Here is a 19,375-nt window from a genome sequence, read left to right as displayed (position 1 = left end):
GACAAGTATTATTAGATGCTGTCGGCTTCATTGAATATCAATTCTTTGAATTTTAAAAATGGATTTTACCGCAAAATGGAAAAAGAAATTTGAAGAATTCAAATAAACAGCTTGCTTGTTCCCTTGGCATATTTAAGCGTATTAGAAATTACAGTTATTTATCTTGAGGTAAGAGATTCTAAATGTTTTTTAGAATCAAATTGCCATAAGTATTTGATATATTAATACTTAAATTAAAATCCATAAAAAGTGCAATTACGATACTTTATAGAATGATTATTTGAAATTTGTAAGTTTTCGTTTGAAATTCGTTGAGTTGCACCTCTACGAATCAAATAATTTTGTTGTATAAAAATATAACAAATCCAAGCTGATGAAATTTTTCAAATCAAAAACACTCTTCATTAAAGTATCCACATTTTGTTTTCTTATTACCTTGGCTCAGGTGGCTTTTTCACAGCAAGCCGACAGTACCCAAGTACCCATTTATGTTGGTGGTGCGGTTAATTTAACCCACAATGGCATTTCTTTGTTACCTTCTTTTTCGCTGGGGAAACCTGCTGCCATGTTCGATTTAGTGGTTAGTAGAAAAAGACTTAGTTTTGAACCTCAATTTCGTTTTGCTCTGGAAGGAAAACCTTGGAATTTTCTTTTCTGGTGGCGTTATAAATTACTGAGAACTTCAAAATGGGCGGTAAACATTGGGACTCATCCAGCTATTGCATTCAGAGAAAGAACTTACCTCATCAATGGTGAACCCAAAAATGTAATGATTTCGCAAAGAGTACTGGCTACTGAATTTTCGCCAAATTATAATGTTGCTAAAAATATCAGTTTGGGGCTGTACTATTTATATGCTCATGGTTTTGAGTTCGACGCTACTCAAAATATTCACTTCTTGGCTCTAAGAAGTAACTTTTCTTTAATCAGGCTTTCTAATCAGTATTATTTAAGACTTGTTCCGCAAGTTTATTACTTAAAAATGGATAGCAAAGACGGTTTTTATACCAATGCAAACATTACTTTGGCAAAAAAGAATTCGCCAATTACCATTGCTTCTATTCTAAGTAAGACAATTCAGACAGATATTACAGGAAAAGATTTTGTTTGGAATGTGAGTGTAAACTATGCTTTTGGGAAAAATTATAATGGTAAATAAGAACTAAAAAGATTTTTCAATCTGTATTAAGGGTTTTATTTCACAAAAACTTATTAACTTAAAAGAGAATGAAAAATAACTCTTAAACCAATGGCCAAATTACTTTGATGCCGTACTTAATTCCCATTTCATGCAAACTTTATTTATTGAATATGTTTCACTCATTTTAATTATTTTGGCATTGGTGATGTTTGCCAATAAATTGCGTATTGCCTATCCGATTGTTTTAGTGGTAGGAGGCTTGATACTCAGTTATTTTCCTGCTTTTTCAAATGTAAAAATTGAGCCTGACTTAGTTTTTTTTATTTTTCTACCACCACTTTTGTACGAATCCGCTTGGCAAACCTCTTGGAAGGAATTTTGGAAATGGCGAAGAGTCATTGCAAGTTTTGCTTTTCCAATCGTCATTCTTACTTCTTGCGTAGTGGCTTTTGTGTCGCAAGCACTCATTCCGGGTTTTACTTTGGCTTTGGGTTTTTTATTAGGCGGAATCATTTCTCCACCCGATGCCATTTCGGCAACCACTATCATGCGTCAGTTGAAAGTACCCAAAAGACTTTTGAGCATCATCGAAGGGGAAAGTCTGATGAACGATGCTTCTTCGCTGATTGTATTTCGCTTTGCTTTAGCGGCCGTCATTACGGGGCAATTTCACTGGCAAGCGGCTGCCAATAGTTTCTTTTGGGTAATTGTAATGGGTACGCTTATTGGTTTAGCCATTGGTTTTGTCTTTTATGCTATTCATAAATGGTTGCCCACTACGCCAAGTATAGAAGTTGTTCTTACTTTTCTTACGCCCTATTTTATGTATTATGCTGCCGAACATTTTCATTTTTCGGGCGTTTTGGCGGTGGTAAGTGGCGGTTTGCTGTTGTCGAGTAAGCGACAAAGTATGCTTACTTATTTGAGTAGGTTACAAAGTACCAACGTTTGGTCGAGTTTAGTATTTGTGCTGAATGGTTTAGTTTTTTTACTGATTGGTTTGCAATTACCCACTGTGGTTCAGCAACTTGGCGATACCAGTATTGTCACAGCAGTGGGCTATGGCTTGGCGATTTCGTTTGTACTTACGCTTTGTCGGATAATTTGTACTTTAGGAGCATCGCTTTTTACTCGCTTTATGAGCCACTTTATCAAAGTTGCCGACCCTAATCCGGGTTGGCGATTGCCAGTAATTTTTGGTTGGGCAGGAATGCGGGGCGTAGTTTCATTGGCTTCTGCTTTGGCGATTCCTTTGTATATTCAAGAAGGACAAGCTTTCCCGAATAGAAACCTTATTTTGTTTATTACCTTTATCGTCATTTTAGTAACCTTAGTTTTTCAAGGATTGACGCTTCCGTGGTTGATTAAAAAACTAAAAATAAAGGATAATTCTACTCCTGAAAAAGAGCAGGAAGTAAGTATTCAGCACAAAATGGCTCAGAATTCTTTGGCGTATTTAGAAGAAAAGTACGGTAAAAACTGCCTTCAAAATGAACATATCAGCAATTTGTACGAACGCCTTACGATTGAATTGAGTTTTTTGAGCCAAGCCATCGAAACCAGAGAAACGTCTCATGGTTTTACGATAAAAAAGAACCAAACGATTTATCTTGAATTGTTAGAACAGCAACGAATCCTGCTGAATGAAATAAATCATTTAGATGAATTTGACGAAGAGCTTATCAGAAAATATCATACTTTGATTGACATCGAAGAATATAAAATCAGGGAAAAAGCGATTTTATAAGTAGTGATTAGTAAAAAGTAATTGGTGATTACATGTGCTTGCCTAAAATAGGTTGACAGATTTATTATCCTTTTTAATGTACTTAAAATTGTAATATAGTTTGATTTGGGTCTGTTTTTTTTGTTCCATCGGATGTCCAAATGTTTAATTTAGGTCTTTTATCGACCTCAAGTTCTTTGATGTATTGTTCAAACGAGTTTGGTGTTCTTTTTCCTAAAGAACTATGTGGTCGTTTATTATTATAAGTGTCGATTGCTTTTTTGACATTAGTTTTTAACTCTTCAAAGCTTGCACTTTCCCAATATCTAAGATATTGATTTTTAATAGTTCCATTGATTCTTTCAATATGTGTGTTTTCATGTACCTCATTACACATACTTATCATTATGTTAGCATTTTTTAGTAAAGCGACATAGTCATCACTAATGTATTGTCCACCTCTGTCAGAATGATGAATAAGCTCTGTGTACTTTTTCTTTTTGCGAGTATGGAAAGCCATTTCAAGAGCCTGACAATTGTTTTCTGCTTTCATGTTGTCAGCTGTGGAATAGCCTATTATTTTTCGAGAATAAACATCCATAATCATAACGATATAGTAAAATTTATCAGCGATGTTATAGTAAGTAATATCACTTGTCCACAACTGGTCAATATTATTGAGTTGTTTATCTATTAACAGATTTTTATAACGGCTAAATGGGCTTGAAAAAGTGGTTCTAATTTGATTTTTGTAAGTAATCAATCTAAAACCATAGCTAAGTCCGATACTAATAAAGGCATCACGCCCTAATCCGTTGGGTTTAAGAATGTCGTAAATCACTCTTAAACCCATACCAGGATGTATTTCCCTTATTTGCATAATTAAACCGACAACCAAGTACTCTAATGAAGCCCAGTTCTTTTCTCTGATAAGTCGCTGATGATGAGCTTGTCTTGAGATATTACAAAGCTTGTATAAATCATTCATGGAATAATGACAAGTATGTACTCGAAAATACTCTAAAGTTTGACATTGAAGTTTTTTTTAAAATCAATATCATACTCTTTGGATGCAAGTTCTACTAATTTTTCAAGATAGTCTAATTGCATTTGTTTTTGTCCTAAACGACGTTCAAGTTCTGCGACTTGAGCCAATAAGTTAGCAGTTTTCTGTGCTTCACTTTCTTGTTGTACAACCATAGTTGTGTCGCACGGGCGCCCCCGCTTGTTTATGTTGTGGAGAGTATTTGTATATCCAACGATAAACCGTATAAGGAGCTACTTCCCACAATTTACTAAAAGAATGCACAGTATAAAGTCCAGCTGTTAATTCTTGAACTTTTGCTCGTTTGAACGATTCACTAAAAATACGTCGTTGACGAATCTTTAAATTGGTACTTTTTTTAGATTCTGATTTCGATTTGCTCATAAATAAGTTGATGTTTTTGTCAACCTATTTTAGGCAAGCACAACAATTTTATAAATCTAATAATCAGATATTTACATAAATAGGAAATTCGCTTTTATTGTATTTAATAAAATACTTTCTGAATAAAATCAGAATGCTCTAAAAACAAGAATCGGTCTCGAAGCAATTGTTTCGAGACCGATTCTTGTTTAAAACATAATTTTTGAAGACGATTACTTACCTCTTTCGTTGTAAATCTTTTGCAATTTAACAGCTACAACAGTTGAAGCACCCATTAAAACGATAAAGAAAAGCCAAGTTAATAATGTTCCAGACATGGTATATGATTTTGAAGGTTCAATGATTTCTGTTTAATATTAACACAAAGGTAACTAAGAATTGTTAAAAATGGATTAATCAGCCTTAATTCTTTGGTTAATTTCCTATACAAAAAGTGTTTTTCAAGCTTATAAAACCCCTTTTGTAGAAGGCAAAATATCTAAATCTTTGATTTCTCGTTTGGTTGCCATTTTGATTGCTTTAGCAAAGGCTTTGAAAATAGCTTCGATTTTATGATGTTCGTTATCGGCTTCGGCTTTGATATTCAAATTACATTTGGCAGTATCGGTAAAGGATTTGAAGAAATGGAAAAACATTTCGGTAGGCATTTCTCCAATTTTTTCACGAGAGAACTTGGCATCCCAAACCATCCAGTTTCTACCCGAAAAATCAATGGCTGCATGCACCAAAGCTTCATCCATTGGCAATAAATAAAAACCATAACGAGTAATTCCCTTTTTGTCGCCCAAAGCTTTCAAATACGCTTCTCCCAAAGCCAAAGCAGTGTCTTCGATGGTATGATGCTCGTCGATATGCAAGTCTCCGTTTACTTTAACCGTTAGGTCTGCCCCAGAGTGTTTTGCCAATTGGTCGAGCATGTGGTCGAAGAAACCTAAGCCTGTTTCGATATTAGCTTTTCCTTTTCCATCCAAATTTAGTGTTACCCAAATTTGTGTTTCTTTTGTAATTCTTTCTACGCTGGCAATTCTTTCTGGCAAACGCAAAAACTGATAGATTTCGTCCCAATCACTTGAGTGAAGTGCAATTGCATTTTCAAGTTCAGTACTCTCAGTACTTTGGTTGCCCAAGTAAATAGCTTTCGCTCCTAAGTTGATGGCCAACTGCACATCTGTGAGTCTATCGCCCAAAACAAAAGAGTTTTTTAAATCATAAACCGATTCGTCAAAATATTTTTCTAACATTCCCGTTCTTGGCTTGCGAGTCGGGGCGTTTTCGTGTTCAAAAGTGCGGTCGATGTGTACTTCTGCAAAATGGATATTTTCATTTGCTAAAGTTTCCATCATTTTGTTGTGAGCTGGCCAAAAAGTATTTTCTGGGAAAGAATCAGTACCTAAACCGTCTTGGTTGGTTACCATCACTAATTCAAAGTCTGCTTCCTCAGCGATTTTACGAAGATTAGAGATTGCTTTCGGAAGAAACGCTAATTTTTCCAGAGAATCCACCTGAAAATCTACGGGTGGCTCAACGATAATCGTACCGTCACGGTCGATAAACAATATTTTTTTCATGGATTACAACATGATTTTATCAATCATGAATTTGAAATGGGAACTGCAAAATTAGTAGGAGTTGCTAAGAGTTTTATTACTTTTCCTAAAATTGCTTGAAGTTTCTTGAAGAAAGGAGTTCATTTTTTAGAAATTCTTAAAAAAACAGGTCATTTTTCAACTTGTTGATATTCTTTGAGAAACCTTTAAAATTTGGCTAATAACCAAAGAAAAGTAAAGTCTTGTAAATATTTTGAATGAATTTATAAGATAAGGTTGTAATTTTGAATCATAATTTAAGAATGTAAAAACAAGTGGGTATGAATTTATTTGGAGAACTTAGAAATTTATTAGCTGGAGATATATCAATTAAAATTGCCAATATAACTGGAGAAAAAGAAGACAAAGTAAAATTAGTAGTTGACGGGCTGATTTCTACTTTTATAGGTGGGTTGATGAAAAGAGTAGCCAACGAAGCAGGTGCTACTACGCTGATGAACGTGTTACAAAAAGGGAAACTTGACGGAAGTATCAACGAAAAAATAAGTACTTATGTCGTTGATAGAGAAAGTTTGTCGCCCCTTTTAGAAAAAGGAAGTAGCTATGTAAGTATGCTATTGCCTGATAAAAAAAGCTCAATTGCTACCATGATTTCAAAGTACGCTGGCGTTAGAAATTCGTCTGCTACGATGATTCTTGGACTTGTTGCGGCTGTTACTTTGGATAAATTAGGAAAAATCACCATAAGTCAGGGTTTGGATAAACTTGCTTTATCTAATTATTTATTAGAACAAAAAGGAAGTTTATTAGACGAAACACCAGAAGATTTACAACCAAAAATGATTGATGTATTGGGGCTTTCGGTTTTTATGAGCCAAGAAATCAAACCAATACAGTACGCTCCGGCAGCTCCAATCAAATCGGCTTCGGTGCAATCTACCGTGACAGAAAAACCTGTCAGAGAGCAAAAAGTAACCTATTCAACCAAAAATTATGAAGAGTCAGAAAGTTCAAGTTTGAAAAGTTTCCCAAGCTGGCTTTTACCTTCTGTTTTGGTTTTGGTCGTACTTTCAGCATTAGGATACTTCGCCGCCACTTACGATTGGTCGAGCTTAAATACTTCTTCTGATTCTCTGAAAGATTCTGCTCAGATGGAAGAAGTAACAGGAGTAGAAATTGATACCAATAGTTTACCGAAAGATACCGTTACTGCTAAAATAGATTCAGCCACTTTGGCTAAAGAAGCTGAGAAAACGGTAGCTCTTAATTTGCCTGATGGACAAAAAATTGAATTGCAACAAGGCTCTTTTGTACTTTCAATTGCTAAGTATTTGGGCGATTCAACGGCAAAAGCCAACCGAGTATTTACAATAGACAACGTTACTTTTGAAACCAATACAGCGGCTTTTACAATGGGTGCTGATAGACCAGTTTTTGATTTGGCTAAAGTTTTACAAGCCTATCCGAAAGCTCAAATTAAATTAACTGCCTTCACCGACAATACAATCGACTCGCTACAAAGTAAGCGATTGACAGCCAGAAGAGCAGTAGCCGTAAGAAATATACTAATTCAGCAAGGAATTAACCCAATTAGAATAGATTTTGCTGGAAAAGGCTCGCACAATGCCATTGCAAGTAATGCAACGGAAGAAGGAAGAGCTAAAAACAGAAGAATAGAATTGAAAGTAGTAAGAAAATAAAAAAATAAGGGCTAAAGTTAATGACAACTTTAGCCCTTATTTTTTAACGATAAGCCAAACGATTGGTTTTCCAATTACTATTTATTTGCGTTTCAACAGGCTGGTTACCTGCCGATATTGGCGCTTTTTTATTGGTCATTAAATAACTTGCCAAAGCTGCTGCCAAAAGTTCTTCATTTTCGATAGGCAACTCATCTAATTTATCAGGCGTGTAGTAAAGTCCAATAAAACGAGTATCAAAATTGCCAGAAATAAAGGCTTCATGCTTCATCACAAATTTACAGAAAGGCAAAGTAGTTTGAATTCCCGATATTTTGTACTCATCAATCGCACGAATCATTTTTGCTATGGCTTCCTCACGGTCTTTGCCATAAGTAATCAATTTAGCAATCATCGGGTCATAGAAAATCGGAATTGCCATTCCTTGCTCAAAGCCATCATCTACTCGAACGCCATTTCCTTGTGGACGAACGTAAGTACTTAAAGTACCAACATCTGGCAAGAAATTATTGCGTGGGTCTTCGGCACAAACTCTAATTTCAATTGAATGTCCTTGAATTTGTAAATCTTCTTGTTTGAAAGAAATGGCTTCGCCTTCGGCAATTCTAATCATTTCTTTTACTAAATCTACACCCGTAATTTGCTCAGTAACAGGGTGTTCTACTTGCAGACGAGTATTCATTTCTAAGAAATAAAAATCTAATTTCTCATCCACGATAAACTCTACCGTACCTGCTCCGTAATAATTACAAGCTTTCGCCACATTTACAGCACATTGCCCCATCGCTTCACGAATTTCGGGCGTTAATACAGCAGAAGGAGCTTCTTCTACCACTTTTTGGTGACGACGTTGTACCGAACATTCTCTTTCAAAAAGATGAACAACATTTCCGTGTTTATCGCCAAGTACTTGTATTTCAATGTGTTTTGGTGCAGTAATATATTTTTCGATAAAAACTGCTCCGTTCCCAAATGAAGTAATGGCTTCTGAAACAGCTCTATCCATTTGTTCATCAAAATCTTCTTCTTTCTCAACCACACGCATTCCTTTCCCTCCACCACCAGCAGAAGCTTTGATAAGTACTGGATAACCAATTTCTAAAGATTTTTCTTTAGCCAGTTTTCTATCCGTAACGGCATCAGGAGTACCCGGCACCATCGGGATATTATACTTTGCCACTGTGTGTTTTGATGTCAGCTTATCGCCCATCAGTTCGATACTTTCAGGCGAAGGCCCGATAAAAATCAAACCTGCTTCAATTACTTTTTTACAGAACGCAGCGTTTTCGGATAAAAATCCGTATCCAGGATGAATAGCATCTACGTTGAGGTCTTTACAGATTTGAATGATTTTATCGCCAAGTAAATAGGATTGATGTGAAGGCGGTGGTCCAATACAAATGGCTTCGTCTGCAAAACGAACATGAGGAGAATTGCGGTCTGCTTCTGAAAAAATGGCAACAGTTTGTATTCCCATTTCACGGGCAGTACGCATGATGCGTAAGGCGATTTCTCCACGATTGGCTATCAGAATTTTATTGATTTTCGACATAATTTTGATAAGCTGGTTTTATGGTTTTGTTTTTCAATTGTTATCAAACAAAGGTAAATGACATTCCGAGAGCAATAAAATAATTTTTATTTTTTCTGGTAAATTTAATATACTTTTTCTTAAAGGCAGATTTCTAACCCAACTCAAGGAATATTCATCTGTAAAAAGAAAAATATTACGTTTTCATAAATTAAAATTTCACACTTGGTACAGCGAAAATTTTTTTCTAAAAAAATAGTAAATAGCAATATCTCAACACTGATATAATTCGTTCATAATGAGTTAAGTAGATTATTTGGAAAAGTTGTGAAAAAAAATAATTCTTCGTTCCTGTAAATTACAATTACACAAAATCTATTATTAGATTTGTTCTAAATAAGTTAGTATCATGAGAAAAGATTTCATGAAAATAGGACCAAATTTTGGTTGAATGATTAAACTTTAATCAATTGAGAAGGATGAAATTCAAATGAGGGCAATGCCGTCATTTATTTTATATCAACCACTTAAATATGATTTATAAACAAAATGAAAACTAAATTTTTCTCTCTATTGTATGGTTTAATATTATGTTTTCTATATGCCTGTACTGCCGAACTCGAAGTTAATAATTCAAATGGAGATATTAATAGTCTGACAGTTCCCTCAGGTTTTGATTGGAAAACGTCAAAAGATGTAAACTTTAATATCAGAGTAAGAGATATTAGATTTGGTGATGCCATACATGTAATCGCAATTTTTACATCAGACCCAAGTAGCACAGGCACTTCTCCGATTGCCAAAGGTGCAGCTACGCTTTCGTCGCCATTTTATACCAAAATTTCTTTAGGTTCAAGCATAAAAGAGCTTTACATCGTAAAAACTGCCCCAGATGGTACAAAACTTTCTGAAAAAGTAACGATAGATGCGTCTTTGTATGTGACACTTTCGATGGGAAGCAATACGGCTGGGAGAATTGCCGTACCAGATGATGTAAAAACGGTAGGACTTACTTTAGATAACACCAATATCGACTGCAATGCGGGTTGTGAAGTATCAATCAATGAGAAAACCGCCGAAAAAACCATAGACATTGCCAACAAAACGGTCTGTTTAATAGGTAGTAATTATAGCGTAACGATAAAAAATTCGGACAATGGAACGCTAAAAGTCTGCGGTACAAATATTACTATTAATAATTTGTCTGTACAGAATACTTCAAAAACTACACTTATTGTTACCAGTACAGGCTCAGCCATTTTGAACAGTGGCAGTTGGGATGCTTCGCAATCTTTAATTCAAAATTTTGGCTCACTTACTTTTAGCAATAAACTTACTTTGGGCGGGCAATTACAAAATATAGGAAAGCTCAATTTGAAAAAAGGATTAGAATCAAAAGTTAATTCAAAAATTACCAATCAAGGTTCAATACTTAATGAAGGAACGCTGGTAGTAGCAGGTGCAATGACCAACGAAGGAGAGATGAAATCTTTACTTGATATTTTATTGAACGCTTCTGGCGAAACGATTACCAATAATGGTCGCTTTACAGGAATTGGGAAATTGATACTTAGTGGCTCTACAATTTTTACCAACAACAATTACATGACTGTAAAAGATATGTTATTGAACAATTCAGTGGTGGTAAACAATAAGTGCCAAATGATTGTGACAAACAACCTTGACATCAACAAAATGCTCAATAATAATAGTTATGTTTTTGTCGGAAATCAAACTCGCTTAAATGCAACTGGTAGCGTAAATCTATATTATGGAGCTTTATTTATCACCAGTACTCTGAGTACTTTTGATGGAAAAATTACAGGAATTGGCGTAAGTGAATATTCTTTGTTCAGAGTACTGACGGCATCTACCAACTTAAATTCTGGTAGTTCATACAAATTGGTTGGTAGAGTACAATTTGCAGAACCCAGTGGCAGCCTCGATAAAAAGTTTTTGGATGAAGATGCTGTTTCTACCACAGGTACAGGTATTTATATTCCTAAAACTGAGTGTAACGAAGGCAACGGAAAAGTAATAGTTACCTTGAGAGATAGCGATAAAGATGGTGTAATAGATGTGGTAGATGATTTCCCGAGCGATGCCAACAAAGCCTTTAAAAATACTTCGCTTCCATCAACCGTAGCTTTTGAAGACCAATGGCCATCAATGGGCGACTACGACATGAACGATGCCGTACTTTCTTGTTCGTATCAAATCATTACCAATTCTTCAAACAAAGTAGTGCGTATTCAAGGCGATTATACTTTGCACGCTGCTGGTGGTTCTTATGAAAATGGTGGAGGTATTCAATTCAATTTATTGAAAAGTAAAAGTAAAAACTTTAGTTCTTCTTCTGGGGCAACTTTAGAAGCTGGACAAGACAGCGTTGTAGTAGTACTTTATCAAAATAGTGGAAAAGAATTGGGCATTTGGAATACTTTACCCTCGCAGTCAATTGTACCTCCTAAGACTTATAATTTTAGTTTTGATGTAAACGATGGCCCGCTGATTCGCTATTTTGGGATTGGTAACTATAATCCATTTATTTGGAATAATTCAAGTAATTATGGAAGAGGCTTTGAAACGCATTTATTGGGCAAGTATCCAACCAAACTGGCTGATACCAAATACTTCGGAACTGCAAACGACAACTCAAACGTTGCGAATGGTAGATATTACGTCACCACCAAAGGGCTTCCGTGGGCAATAGAAGTATCTACTGATAATTTCAAGTATCCAACCGAACGCAGTACTATTACTTCGGCATATTTATACTTTGCTACTTGGGTAACTTCGGGCGGAGTGTCTCGTACCGATTGGTATTCAAATAAACAAGCTGGTTATAGATATACTCCTTTCATTTTTAATCCTGATTGAAAAGGGCTATAAAACAAAAACACTTCCTGTTTCAACAATGAAATTAGGAAGTGTCTCTTTCAATAAAAACGTAGAATGGTCAAATTATGGGTAAGTGTATGAAATGATAGATATAAAACTATGGATTAGCTTAACGTTTTTTAATCCAAAGTATGCCATTCTTGATTTCAATCTTTTCAAGCATATTTTGTTGGTAATAGGCATATAATTTTCTTTCTGCATCCGAAACCGAAGTATCGGTCAATACGGCAAATTCTTTAGAGGTAAGCGTTGGGTAATATTCAAACATCGATTCTAAATCACTTTTAATTGTCTTCTTCTGCACATCAGGCACAAGATTCAAGATGGCTTTTTCAAAATATTGATAAGGTTTAAAGCCACAAACAATAAACTGATTGCCAGTTTCATCTTTGAAGAAGAAAGTAGGAAAGCCTTGCACTTCAAATGTTTGTGTTTGAAAAAGGTCTTCTTTAAAATCTTGCAGAGCTGGTCCTTCAAAATCTGCTTTGAGTTGTACCACATCCAGTCCAACCTCAAGAGCGGCTTCTACCAAGTACTCCCACTTTGTAATACGTTTTTTTTCCATAAAAACCATTTCACGGATTCTTCTTAGAAAAGCTATCGCCTTTTTTGGGCTTTGTCTTTGAGCAGCTTTAAAGGCAATCGAAGGTGGATACGAAGAATGTAGAGGGTCTTCAATCCAAATATTTCCGTCAATGGGCATTTCATAATAAAGACTCACTTCGTCCCAGTGATGTGCTACATCGCTTGGCTTACTAATGCCGCCACGGTTATAATTCCAGTCGGGTAGTAATCCACCCATTTTGTAATCAATTTCAAAATATTCTCCGTACTCCAACTTTAATTTTCTAAGTTGCGGCTCTACACCCCAACATGAAGAGCAGATGGGGTCGGTAAAGTAAGTAATACGAACAGGCTTTTGTAATGGTTTTTCAATTAAATTTTCAGTATTATAAGTTGATTTAGAGATTTCACAGATACCTTCTTCGACATCACAAATTAGAGGGTTATTAAGTATATTTTTTGCCATAAATTATTGAATAGTGCTTAGATAAATTTTAACGTTGTTGATTTTAGTCATTTTTGTTAGTTTCTTAGCAGAAATTATCGCTCCGACTATTAGATTTGTAACAAAGTTCGGCATCAATACAATGTCACACAATTAGTCAGAAAATTATGACTACCACAAAAGAGATTTTAAATACAGATACTTGTCCGATTGAAGGTTTTTTGAAAATGCTTTCAGGCAAATGGAAACTGCAAATTTTTCGTTTAGCAGTTGATGGCCCATTACGATTCAACAGCATCGTCAGAACGATTGAAGAGTCTAATAAACAGTCGGTTGCGGTTGCTTTGCGAGAAATGGAAAAAGAAGGTTTACTTGAAAAAATTGTAGTGAATCTCAAACCTCTGCATATCGAATACGTACTTTCAGAGAAAGGCAAAAGCCTGATTCCTATTTTTCATCAGATAGAAAAATTATCATAGATAAGTATAAATCTTTTTCGCTTTTTTGTTGATACGGTCAATTGCCTTACAGAAATCAACAAAAAAGCGAAAAATAGCCTATTTTATTCTTCAAAATCATTTCTACGAAAAAATGCTTTGAAGGTTTCCGACATGGCAATCAAATCGTGTACTTTGTTTTTAGCCAATTTCATAATTCTAATTTCCTGACACTCCTGAATTCTTCTGTCAAAACAATTCCAAAGGCTAATCATTTCATTCATGTTTTCAGCAAAACGCTCAACGATGTAGCGTTCAAACTTCGGTTTTTCGCCCTCTGTCAAGTACAGAATAAGGTGAAAACTTTCGCCTACAAAAAACCAAGAAAGTTGACTTTTACTAAAGTCCTTAATCATGGCATTATTATCAACCAAGAAGTCGATAATATCAACTTCGTTTTGAACGAGGTTTAAGGTTTGAGAATTCTGCATATCGTTATTGTATTTTTTTAAGAAATGAAATTCTAAATATTTTACAAATGCCAAGCTACGTTCTACTCTAAGTAAATACAATATACTCATTTGCTTTGAAAATACAGTATAAAAAGGATGACTTGTATGAATTTTCGATAAAAAAAAACCAGTGAAACCTTTTTGTTTGTTTTTACACTAAATCACTATACATTTTTGCAGAAAGAAAATATTAGCTTAACTTTGTGATTATTTAAAGATTATGAAACGTTTCTTTTGAAAAATATATGAAATTATTAAGAAAAGGAAAGTTTTATAATTGATTGTTTGGGAGACACTTCCTTCAGGTGCAAGTTTTTTAACATTAAACACAAAAAAACAGTGGATATTTTCGATAAAGTCAGCAAAGGTCTGGGGCCTATCGGTGCCCATGCTCATTATTCTCATCATTACTTTACTTTCCCTAAATTAACAGGAGAATTAGGTCCAAGAATGACCTTTATGGGTAAGGAAATGTTAAACTGGTCATTGAACAACTATTTAGGTTTAGCCAACCACCCAGAAGTACGTGAAGCAGATAATCAGGGTACTCAGGAATACGGTTTAGCCTATCCAATGGGTGCGAGAATGATGTCTGGTAACTCAGATTTACACGAACAATTTGAAGCTCAGTTAGCAGAATTTGCTGGTAAAGAAGATGCCTTTTTGTTGAACTACGGGTATCAAGGGGTGATGTCGATTATCGAATGTATCTGCGACCACCGTGATATTATCGTTTATGATGCCGAAGCTCATGCTTGTTTGATTGACGGTATTCGTTTACACAAAGCTAAAATGGGTGATTATTACAAATATAATCACAACGATATGGCTTCTTTGCGTAAAAACTTAGAGCGTGCCACTAAAAAAGTAGCTGAAACAGGTGGAGGTATTTTAGTAATTACTGAAGGTGTATTCGGTATGTCTGGAAAAGTAGGTTCATTAGACGAAATCGTGAAAATGAAAGAAGATTTCAAATTCCGTATTTTGGTTGATGATGCTCACGGATTTGGAACAATGGGTGAAAATGGTCGTGGTGTTCACGAGGCATTGAACTGTATTGATGGTATTGATTTGTACTTCTCTACGTTTGCAAAATCAATGGCTGCTATCGGTGCTTTTGTGGCTGCTGATAAAGACATCATCATGTTCTTGAAATACAATATGCGTTCACAAATCTATGCAAAAGCTTTACCGATGCCATTTGTTGTAGGTGGAATGAAGCGTTTGGAATTGATTAAAAAACACCCAGAATTGCGTGAAAAATTGTGGGAGAACGTAAGAGCAATTCAAGAAGGATTTAAAGCAAGAGGTTTTGATATTGGCGAAACTACTTCTCCAGTAACTCCAGTGTTTTTACATGGTGAGTACGAACTTTCACACGTAACGGCTCTTGTGCGTGATATGCGTGAAAATATGGGCGTGTTCTGTTCAATTGTAACTTATCCAGTTGTTCCTAAAGGACAAATCATGTTGAGAATTATTCCAACTGCTTCGCATACATTAGAAGACGTTACTTATACTTTAGATTGTTTTGAAAAAGTTAAGCAACGTTTACAAGACGGAACGTATAAGAGAATTGCTGAGGAATTTTTAGCACAACAAGCTGAATTAGCATAATTTATATACGATTTTGACTTATTTCGTTTATTTTTTGCTTTTGAGATTTGTTAGATATAATAAAATAGCTATATTTCGGACACAAAAAATGCGTCTCAACGCTATTAAAGGCTTTTTCAACCATATATCAACTTAAATCCAGTTTCAAATATGAACAGATTTGCAGAAGTGAGGGACTTAATTCTGTCCTTAGAAGGAGATTTCGATAAATTTTATGACAAGGGCAATCAAGCTGCTGGTACTCGTGTAAGAGGTGGTATGCAACAATTGAAGACTTTAGCTCAAGAAATCCGTACAGAAGTTCAAGAGATAAAAAATAATGCAGCGAAATAATTGCTTTCAACGCTAAAAAGTTAAAAAGAGGCTCAAACAAAATTTGAGCCTCTTTTTTTATTTAAAACTGTTCTTTATTCATGATGGAAGCACTTCCGTCAGTTGTTTTTTTGCCGGTTTGAACATCAAAAATTTCAGTTGAAATTTCTGCTGTATGTTTGTCGGCATTGATAGAAGTTACCGTAAAAACAGCCTCATACTCTTGGTTTACGAACATCGGACGTTTGTATTCAGACGTTTGTTTTAAATAAACACTTCCAAAACCGGGAAATTCTGTACCCATAATTTTTGAAAAAACACTTGAAGCTAACGCTCCGTGAATGATTGGGCGTTTGAACGCCGTCGTTGCTGCAAACTCAGCGTCGAGGTGAAGAGGGTTGTTATCGCCTGATACTTGTGCAAATAAAATTACATCTTCTTGAGTAAAAGAAAATTTATGACGGTAAACTGTTCCGAGTTGAATCATTGGTTAATTAATCTTTATGAATTGACTTAAATGGCGGTAAATTTACAATAAATTATCGCTACATCTAAGCCTTCAAGTATTTGCTTGTGTTTGCAAGCAAGTAAAGAATGATGATTTTGGTTCAAAAAAATCTTTTAACCTTCGTTTAATGTCTTCTTGCCTTGCCAATCTTCCCCAAATGTGTATGCTCGAAACTATCTTCATACTTTAATCCGTAGCCCATCATTCTATCAAAAGCGGCGTGTGAAAACAGAATTGTTCCTAATAATAATATACTTTGGTTTTGTTGGTAGAAACCAAAAGCCAAGATAGAAATCCCCAAAGCTTTGTGATGCACAAAATTGTACAACCATGCTCCAATTTTTGGGTTGATTAAGTAGCCCAACATTCCTAAGTCTGGCAATAAAAGTAAGGCAGGAAAATACCACCAAGCAAACTCTAAGCGACTGAAAATTAATATTCCCAATACAAATTCAGCCAATTCTTCTAATTTTAATATATTTTTCATCTTTGTTTTTTCTATATATTTTATAATAAAATACTCAACACTCATGGCATGACTTTAAGTCATGCCATGAGTAAAAGCTCAAGGCTCAATTCTCATAGCTTAAAACTTAAAGCTGATTCTCTTTAAACCAATTCAAGGTTTCGCTGATAGCTTCATTCAAAGGTCTTTCTTTGAAATCAGGAAAAATACTTCTCACTTTAGTATCGTCTAAAATTACCGTTCCTTCAAAAAGGTAAAGCATTTCTTTTACTTCTTTCATGATGGGTACAAAAATTCCTAAAACAGAAAATATCCATTTCGGATGAATTTTAATTTTCTCTGGAGCATTTGCTAATCTTGCAATTTGATTCAACAAACCTTTCATCGTAGGATGTACCTGACCGCCATAATTATAATTTTCATAAGGTTTTTGAACGCCTCTTTGCATCAATCTGACCATTATTTCGGCGGCATCCTTGGTAAATACCAATTGATGAGGAATGTCTTCACGAACCATGTAAGGAAGAGCTTTGCCGTTGAGTGCATTGATAAAAATTGGTTTAATACCATAATTCAACACATTAGGCCCCCAAAAATCTGGCAAACAGACATTCAGAACGGTACACTTACCTGCATGAGCTGCGTCTCTCAAGGTTTTTTCAATGGCTACTCTCAAAGCCCCTTTACGAGTACATGGATTTTCGGGCGAATCTTCTTTTATCAAAGGCGTATTGCCATAATTGTAAACATTCCCCGGAAAAACAATCATGGCTTTGTTCAAACTTGCCGCTTCGATAATTTTGTTGGTCACTACATCCATATTTCCGAACCACTCGTTGTAAGGATAATTAATACCGTGAAAAATGTACTTTTTATCGGCGGCTACTTGTTTTAAAAGGTTCAAGTCTTGTACATCGCCTTTGATAATTTCTACCTGATTGAAGGATTGAAAAAGATTTTTTGCTTTGGCTACATCACGGACAATAATTGTTACTGGGATGTTTTTGCTAAGTAAATTTTCGGTGAAAGCATAACCAATACTTCCTGTTGAGCCTAAAACTAAGATTTCTGATTTCATGTTTTTTTGTTGTTTAGTGATGATACAAAGTTGTTGGAAAGCCCCGAAAATGTCCTTGACCAATCATGCAAACAAAATGACAAATTGCGAAAATCTTTGTCGAACTCGCTTGTCTGCTATTAGTAGTAAAGTAGAAGTAACAAAAAAGGCTTTCAACGATTTTCGTTGAAAGCCTTAAATAAACGCTTTGGTAATCAGTAGTTTATACTTCTACGCTCACTACATTTCTTACAATATCATCAAAAGTTTCTCTTCTACGAATCAATTTTGCTTCGCCATTAATCACTAATACTTCGGCAGGTAGCAATCTTGAATTGTACTGTGAAGCCATCGAGAAACAATATGCACCAGCATTTTTCATGGCAATGATGTCGCCAGAACTTACTTTGTTCATCAATCGCTCGCCTTGTTTTCCTTCGGGTGTCCACGAAAAAGTATCTGTTTCGCAAATATAACCCACCACACGATACTCTTCTTTTACAGATTCATCTTCGTTTGAAGCGTTGAAAATATCGTGATATGAACCATACATCATCGGACGACCGAGGTGATTCAATCCAGAATTTACGCAAACAAAAGTTTTGATTGGGTCACGTTTTACTGTATTGGCGGTTGTCAGGAAAGTACCTGCTTCACTTACCAAGAATTTGCCCGGCTCAAACCAAAGTTGTAATTCACGACCATATTTTTTAGAAAAATCTAAGAAAGCATTGCTCAATACTTCGCCTACTTCTTGCATATCAGTTACGATGTCACCGTCTTTGTAAGCCACCTTGAAACCTCCACCTAAGTCGATAATTTCTAAATCTTTGAAACTAAAAGCCATTTCCAAAATCGCACTGGCAGCTTGGGTAAAAGCATCGGCATTTTTCACATCCGAACCCGTGTGCTGATGCAAACCAATGATTTTCATATTGTATTTTTCAACAATTGCCAAAATTTCAGCTTTTTGGTGAATCGAAATACCAAATTTAGATTCAGGATGAGCCGTCATGATTTTTTCATTACCACCACCAAAAACGTGCGGTTTCAAGCGAATCAAAGCTCCTTTGGTATTGCCATAACGTTGTCCGAACTTCTCAAGTACGTCTAAATTATCCAAATTGATTCTTGTACCTAACTCAGCCGCCAATTCGATTTCATCAAAAGAAACACCACTTGGCGTAAAAGTAATTTGCGAACCCTCGTAGCCAGCCATCATCGCCAAACGCAATTCTTCGGGCGAAACCACGTCGATTTCCACACCATGTTTACGCATCAGCTTCAAAATCGCCAAATTAGTATTGGCTTTACAAGCATATTTAATCTTGAGATTAACATTCTTGAAAGAATCACGAAGAATGGATATTTTTTCGATAATTTTGTCAGCGTCATAGACGTACAAAGGCGTACCAAATTGATTAGCTAAATCAGTAAGTTTGATGTTTTGGATGGAGTAATAAGACATTGAAATTTTGATTT

The 19,375-nt window shown here is 35.4% G+C and carries 17 protein-coding genes and 1 pseudogene; 7 read left to right on the top strand and 11 right to left on the bottom strand.

Annotation, left to right across the window (positions count from 1 at the left end):
* The first annotated feature begins 373 nt into the window (after positions 1 to 373).
* Both VB248_RS09935 and VB248_RS09930 read left to right on the top strand, forming a co-directional pair.
* Positions 374 to 1,159, top strand: a complete 786-nt coding sequence (locus VB248_RS09935) for a hypothetical protein (RefSeq protein WP_323296618.1) — start codon at positions 374 to 376, stop codon at positions 1,157 to 1,159.
* A gap of 130 nt (positions 1,160 to 1,289) precedes the next feature.
* Positions 1,290 to 2,888 (top strand): Na+/H+ antiporter, encoded by a 1,599-nt coding sequence (locus tag VB248_RS09930; RefSeq protein WP_323296617.1) that lies wholly within the window; start codon positions 1,290 to 1,292, stop codon positions 2,886 to 2,888.
* An 82-nt stretch (positions 2,889 to 2,970) separates the two neighbouring features.
* Here the strand turns inward: VB248_RS09930 and VB248_RS09925 are convergent.
* From VB248_RS09925 to hisB, 4 genes and pseudogenes are all read right to left on the bottom strand, one after another.
* Positions 2,971 to 3,873, bottom strand: a pseudogene (locus tag VB248_RS09925) (IS3 family transposase); the annotation flags it as partial.
* 14 nt (positions 3,874 to 3,887) lie between these two features.
* Entirely contained in the window at positions 3,888 to 4,067 is a 180-nt protein-coding gene (locus VB248_RS09920) for a hypothetical protein (RefSeq protein WP_323296616.1), read from the bottom strand.
* The gene (locus tag VB248_RS09915) at positions 4,045 to 4,296 is read right to left on the bottom strand and encodes a transposase (protein WP_323296615.1); all 252 of its coding nucleotides are present in this window, start codon (positions 4,294 to 4,296) and stop codon (positions 4,045 to 4,047) included. Before VB248_RS09915 ends, VB248_RS09920 begins: the two co-directional genes overlap by 23 nt.
* Positions 4,297 to 4,742: 446 nt before the next feature.
* Complete coding sequence (gene hisB, locus VB248_RS09910; RefSeq protein ID WP_323296614.1) at positions 4,743 to 5,864, bottom strand: bifunctional histidinol-phosphatase/imidazoleglycerol-phosphate dehydratase HisB; 1,122 nt, start codon at positions 5,862 to 5,864, stop codon at positions 4,743 to 4,745.
* A 299-nt stretch (positions 5,865 to 6,163) separates the two neighbouring features.
* Here hisB and VB248_RS09905 point away from each other — a divergent pair, with 299 nt between their 5' ends.
* Positions 6,164 to 7,543: an OmpA family protein gene (locus tag VB248_RS09905; RefSeq protein ID WP_323296613.1), complete on the top strand. Its 1,380-nt coding sequence runs from the start codon at positions 6,164 to 6,166 to the stop codon at positions 7,541 to 7,543.
* A 43-nt stretch (positions 7,544 to 7,586) separates the two neighbouring features.
* Here the strand turns inward: VB248_RS09905 and VB248_RS09900 are convergent, their stop codons facing one another.
* On the bottom strand, positions 7,587 to 9,095 hold the full coding sequence (locus tag VB248_RS09900) for an acetyl-CoA carboxylase biotin carboxylase subunit (RefSeq protein WP_323296612.1): 1,509 nt from the start codon (positions 9,093 to 9,095) through the stop codon (positions 7,587 to 7,589).
* 528 nt (positions 9,096 to 9,623) lie between these two features.
* Here VB248_RS09900 and VB248_RS09895 point away from each other — a divergent pair.
* On the top strand, positions 9,624 to 11,954 hold the full coding sequence (locus tag VB248_RS09895) for an LruC domain-containing protein (protein ID WP_323296611.1): 2,331 nt from the start codon (positions 9,624 to 9,626) through the stop codon (positions 11,952 to 11,954).
* Between the two features lie 130 nt (positions 11,955 to 12,084).
* Here VB248_RS09895 and VB248_RS09890 read toward each other — a convergent pair whose 3' ends face one another.
* The gene (locus VB248_RS09890; protein ID WP_323296610.1) at positions 12,085 to 13,005 is read right to left on the bottom strand and encodes a DsbA family protein; all 921 of its coding nucleotides are present in this window, start codon (positions 13,003 to 13,005) and stop codon (positions 12,085 to 12,087) included.
* A 146-nt stretch (positions 13,006 to 13,151) separates the two neighbouring features.
* Here VB248_RS09890 and VB248_RS09885 point away from each other — a divergent pair, with 146 nt between their 5' ends.
* Positions 13,152 to 13,463, top strand: a complete 312-nt coding sequence (locus tag VB248_RS09885; RefSeq protein WP_323296609.1) for a winged helix-turn-helix transcriptional regulator — start codon at positions 13,152 to 13,154, stop codon at positions 13,461 to 13,463.
* A gap of 83 nt (positions 13,464 to 13,546) precedes the next feature.
* Here VB248_RS09885 and VB248_RS09880 read toward each other — a convergent pair whose 3' ends face one another.
* On the bottom strand, positions 13,547 to 14,002 hold the full coding sequence (locus VB248_RS09880) for a hypothetical protein (RefSeq protein ID WP_323296608.1): 456 nt from the start codon (positions 14,000 to 14,002) through the stop codon (positions 13,547 to 13,549).
* 270 nt (positions 14,003 to 14,272) lie between these two features.
* Between VB248_RS09880 and VB248_RS09875 the strand changes: the two genes are divergently transcribed.
* Positions 14,273 to 15,550: an aminotransferase class I/II-fold pyridoxal phosphate-dependent enzyme gene (locus VB248_RS09875; RefSeq protein WP_323296607.1), complete on the top strand. Its 1,278-nt coding sequence runs from the start codon at positions 14,273 to 14,275 to the stop codon at positions 15,548 to 15,550.
* Between the two features lie 150 nt (positions 15,551 to 15,700).
* Positions 15,701 to 15,883, top strand: coding sequence for a histone H1 (locus VB248_RS09870; RefSeq protein WP_323296606.1), 183 nt, complete (start codon positions 15,701 to 15,703; stop codon positions 15,881 to 15,883).
* A gap of 61 nt (positions 15,884 to 15,944) precedes the next feature.
* Here VB248_RS09870 and VB248_RS09865 read toward each other — a convergent pair whose 3' ends face one another.
* The 4 genes from VB248_RS09865 to lysA form a co-directional block, all read right to left on the bottom strand.
* Complete coding sequence (locus VB248_RS09865) at positions 15,945 to 16,349, bottom strand: MaoC family dehydratase (protein ID WP_323296605.1); 405 nt, start codon at positions 16,347 to 16,349, stop codon at positions 15,945 to 15,947.
* Between the two features lie 145 nt (positions 16,350 to 16,494).
* Positions 16,495 to 16,857, bottom strand: a complete 363-nt coding sequence (locus VB248_RS09860; RefSeq protein WP_323296604.1) for a DUF4260 domain-containing protein — start codon at positions 16,855 to 16,857, stop codon at positions 16,495 to 16,497.
* Between the two features lie 106 nt (positions 16,858 to 16,963).
* Positions 16,964 to 17,914 carry an NAD-dependent epimerase/dehydratase family protein gene (locus tag VB248_RS09855; protein WP_323296603.1) on the bottom strand — a complete coding sequence of 317 codons (951 nt, stop codon included), beginning with the start codon at positions 17,912 to 17,914 and terminating at the stop codon, positions 16,964 to 16,966.
* A gap of 202 nt (positions 17,915 to 18,116) precedes the next feature.
* On the bottom strand, positions 18,117 to 19,361 hold the full coding sequence (gene lysA / locus VB248_RS09850) for a diaminopimelate decarboxylase (protein WP_323296602.1): 1,245 nt from the start codon (positions 19,359 to 19,361) through the stop codon (positions 18,117 to 18,119).
* Between the last annotated feature and the right edge of the window lie 14 nt (positions 19,362 to 19,375).

It is taken from the genome of Arcicella rigui (assembly GCF_034929435.1).
In the GTDB taxonomy this organism is placed as follows: Bacteria; Bacteroidota; Bacteroidia; order Cytophagales; family Spirosomataceae; genus Arcicella; species Arcicella rigui.
The sequence above is the reverse complement of the archived record's forward strand: the minus strand, read 5'-3'. Positions and strand labels throughout refer to the sequence as shown.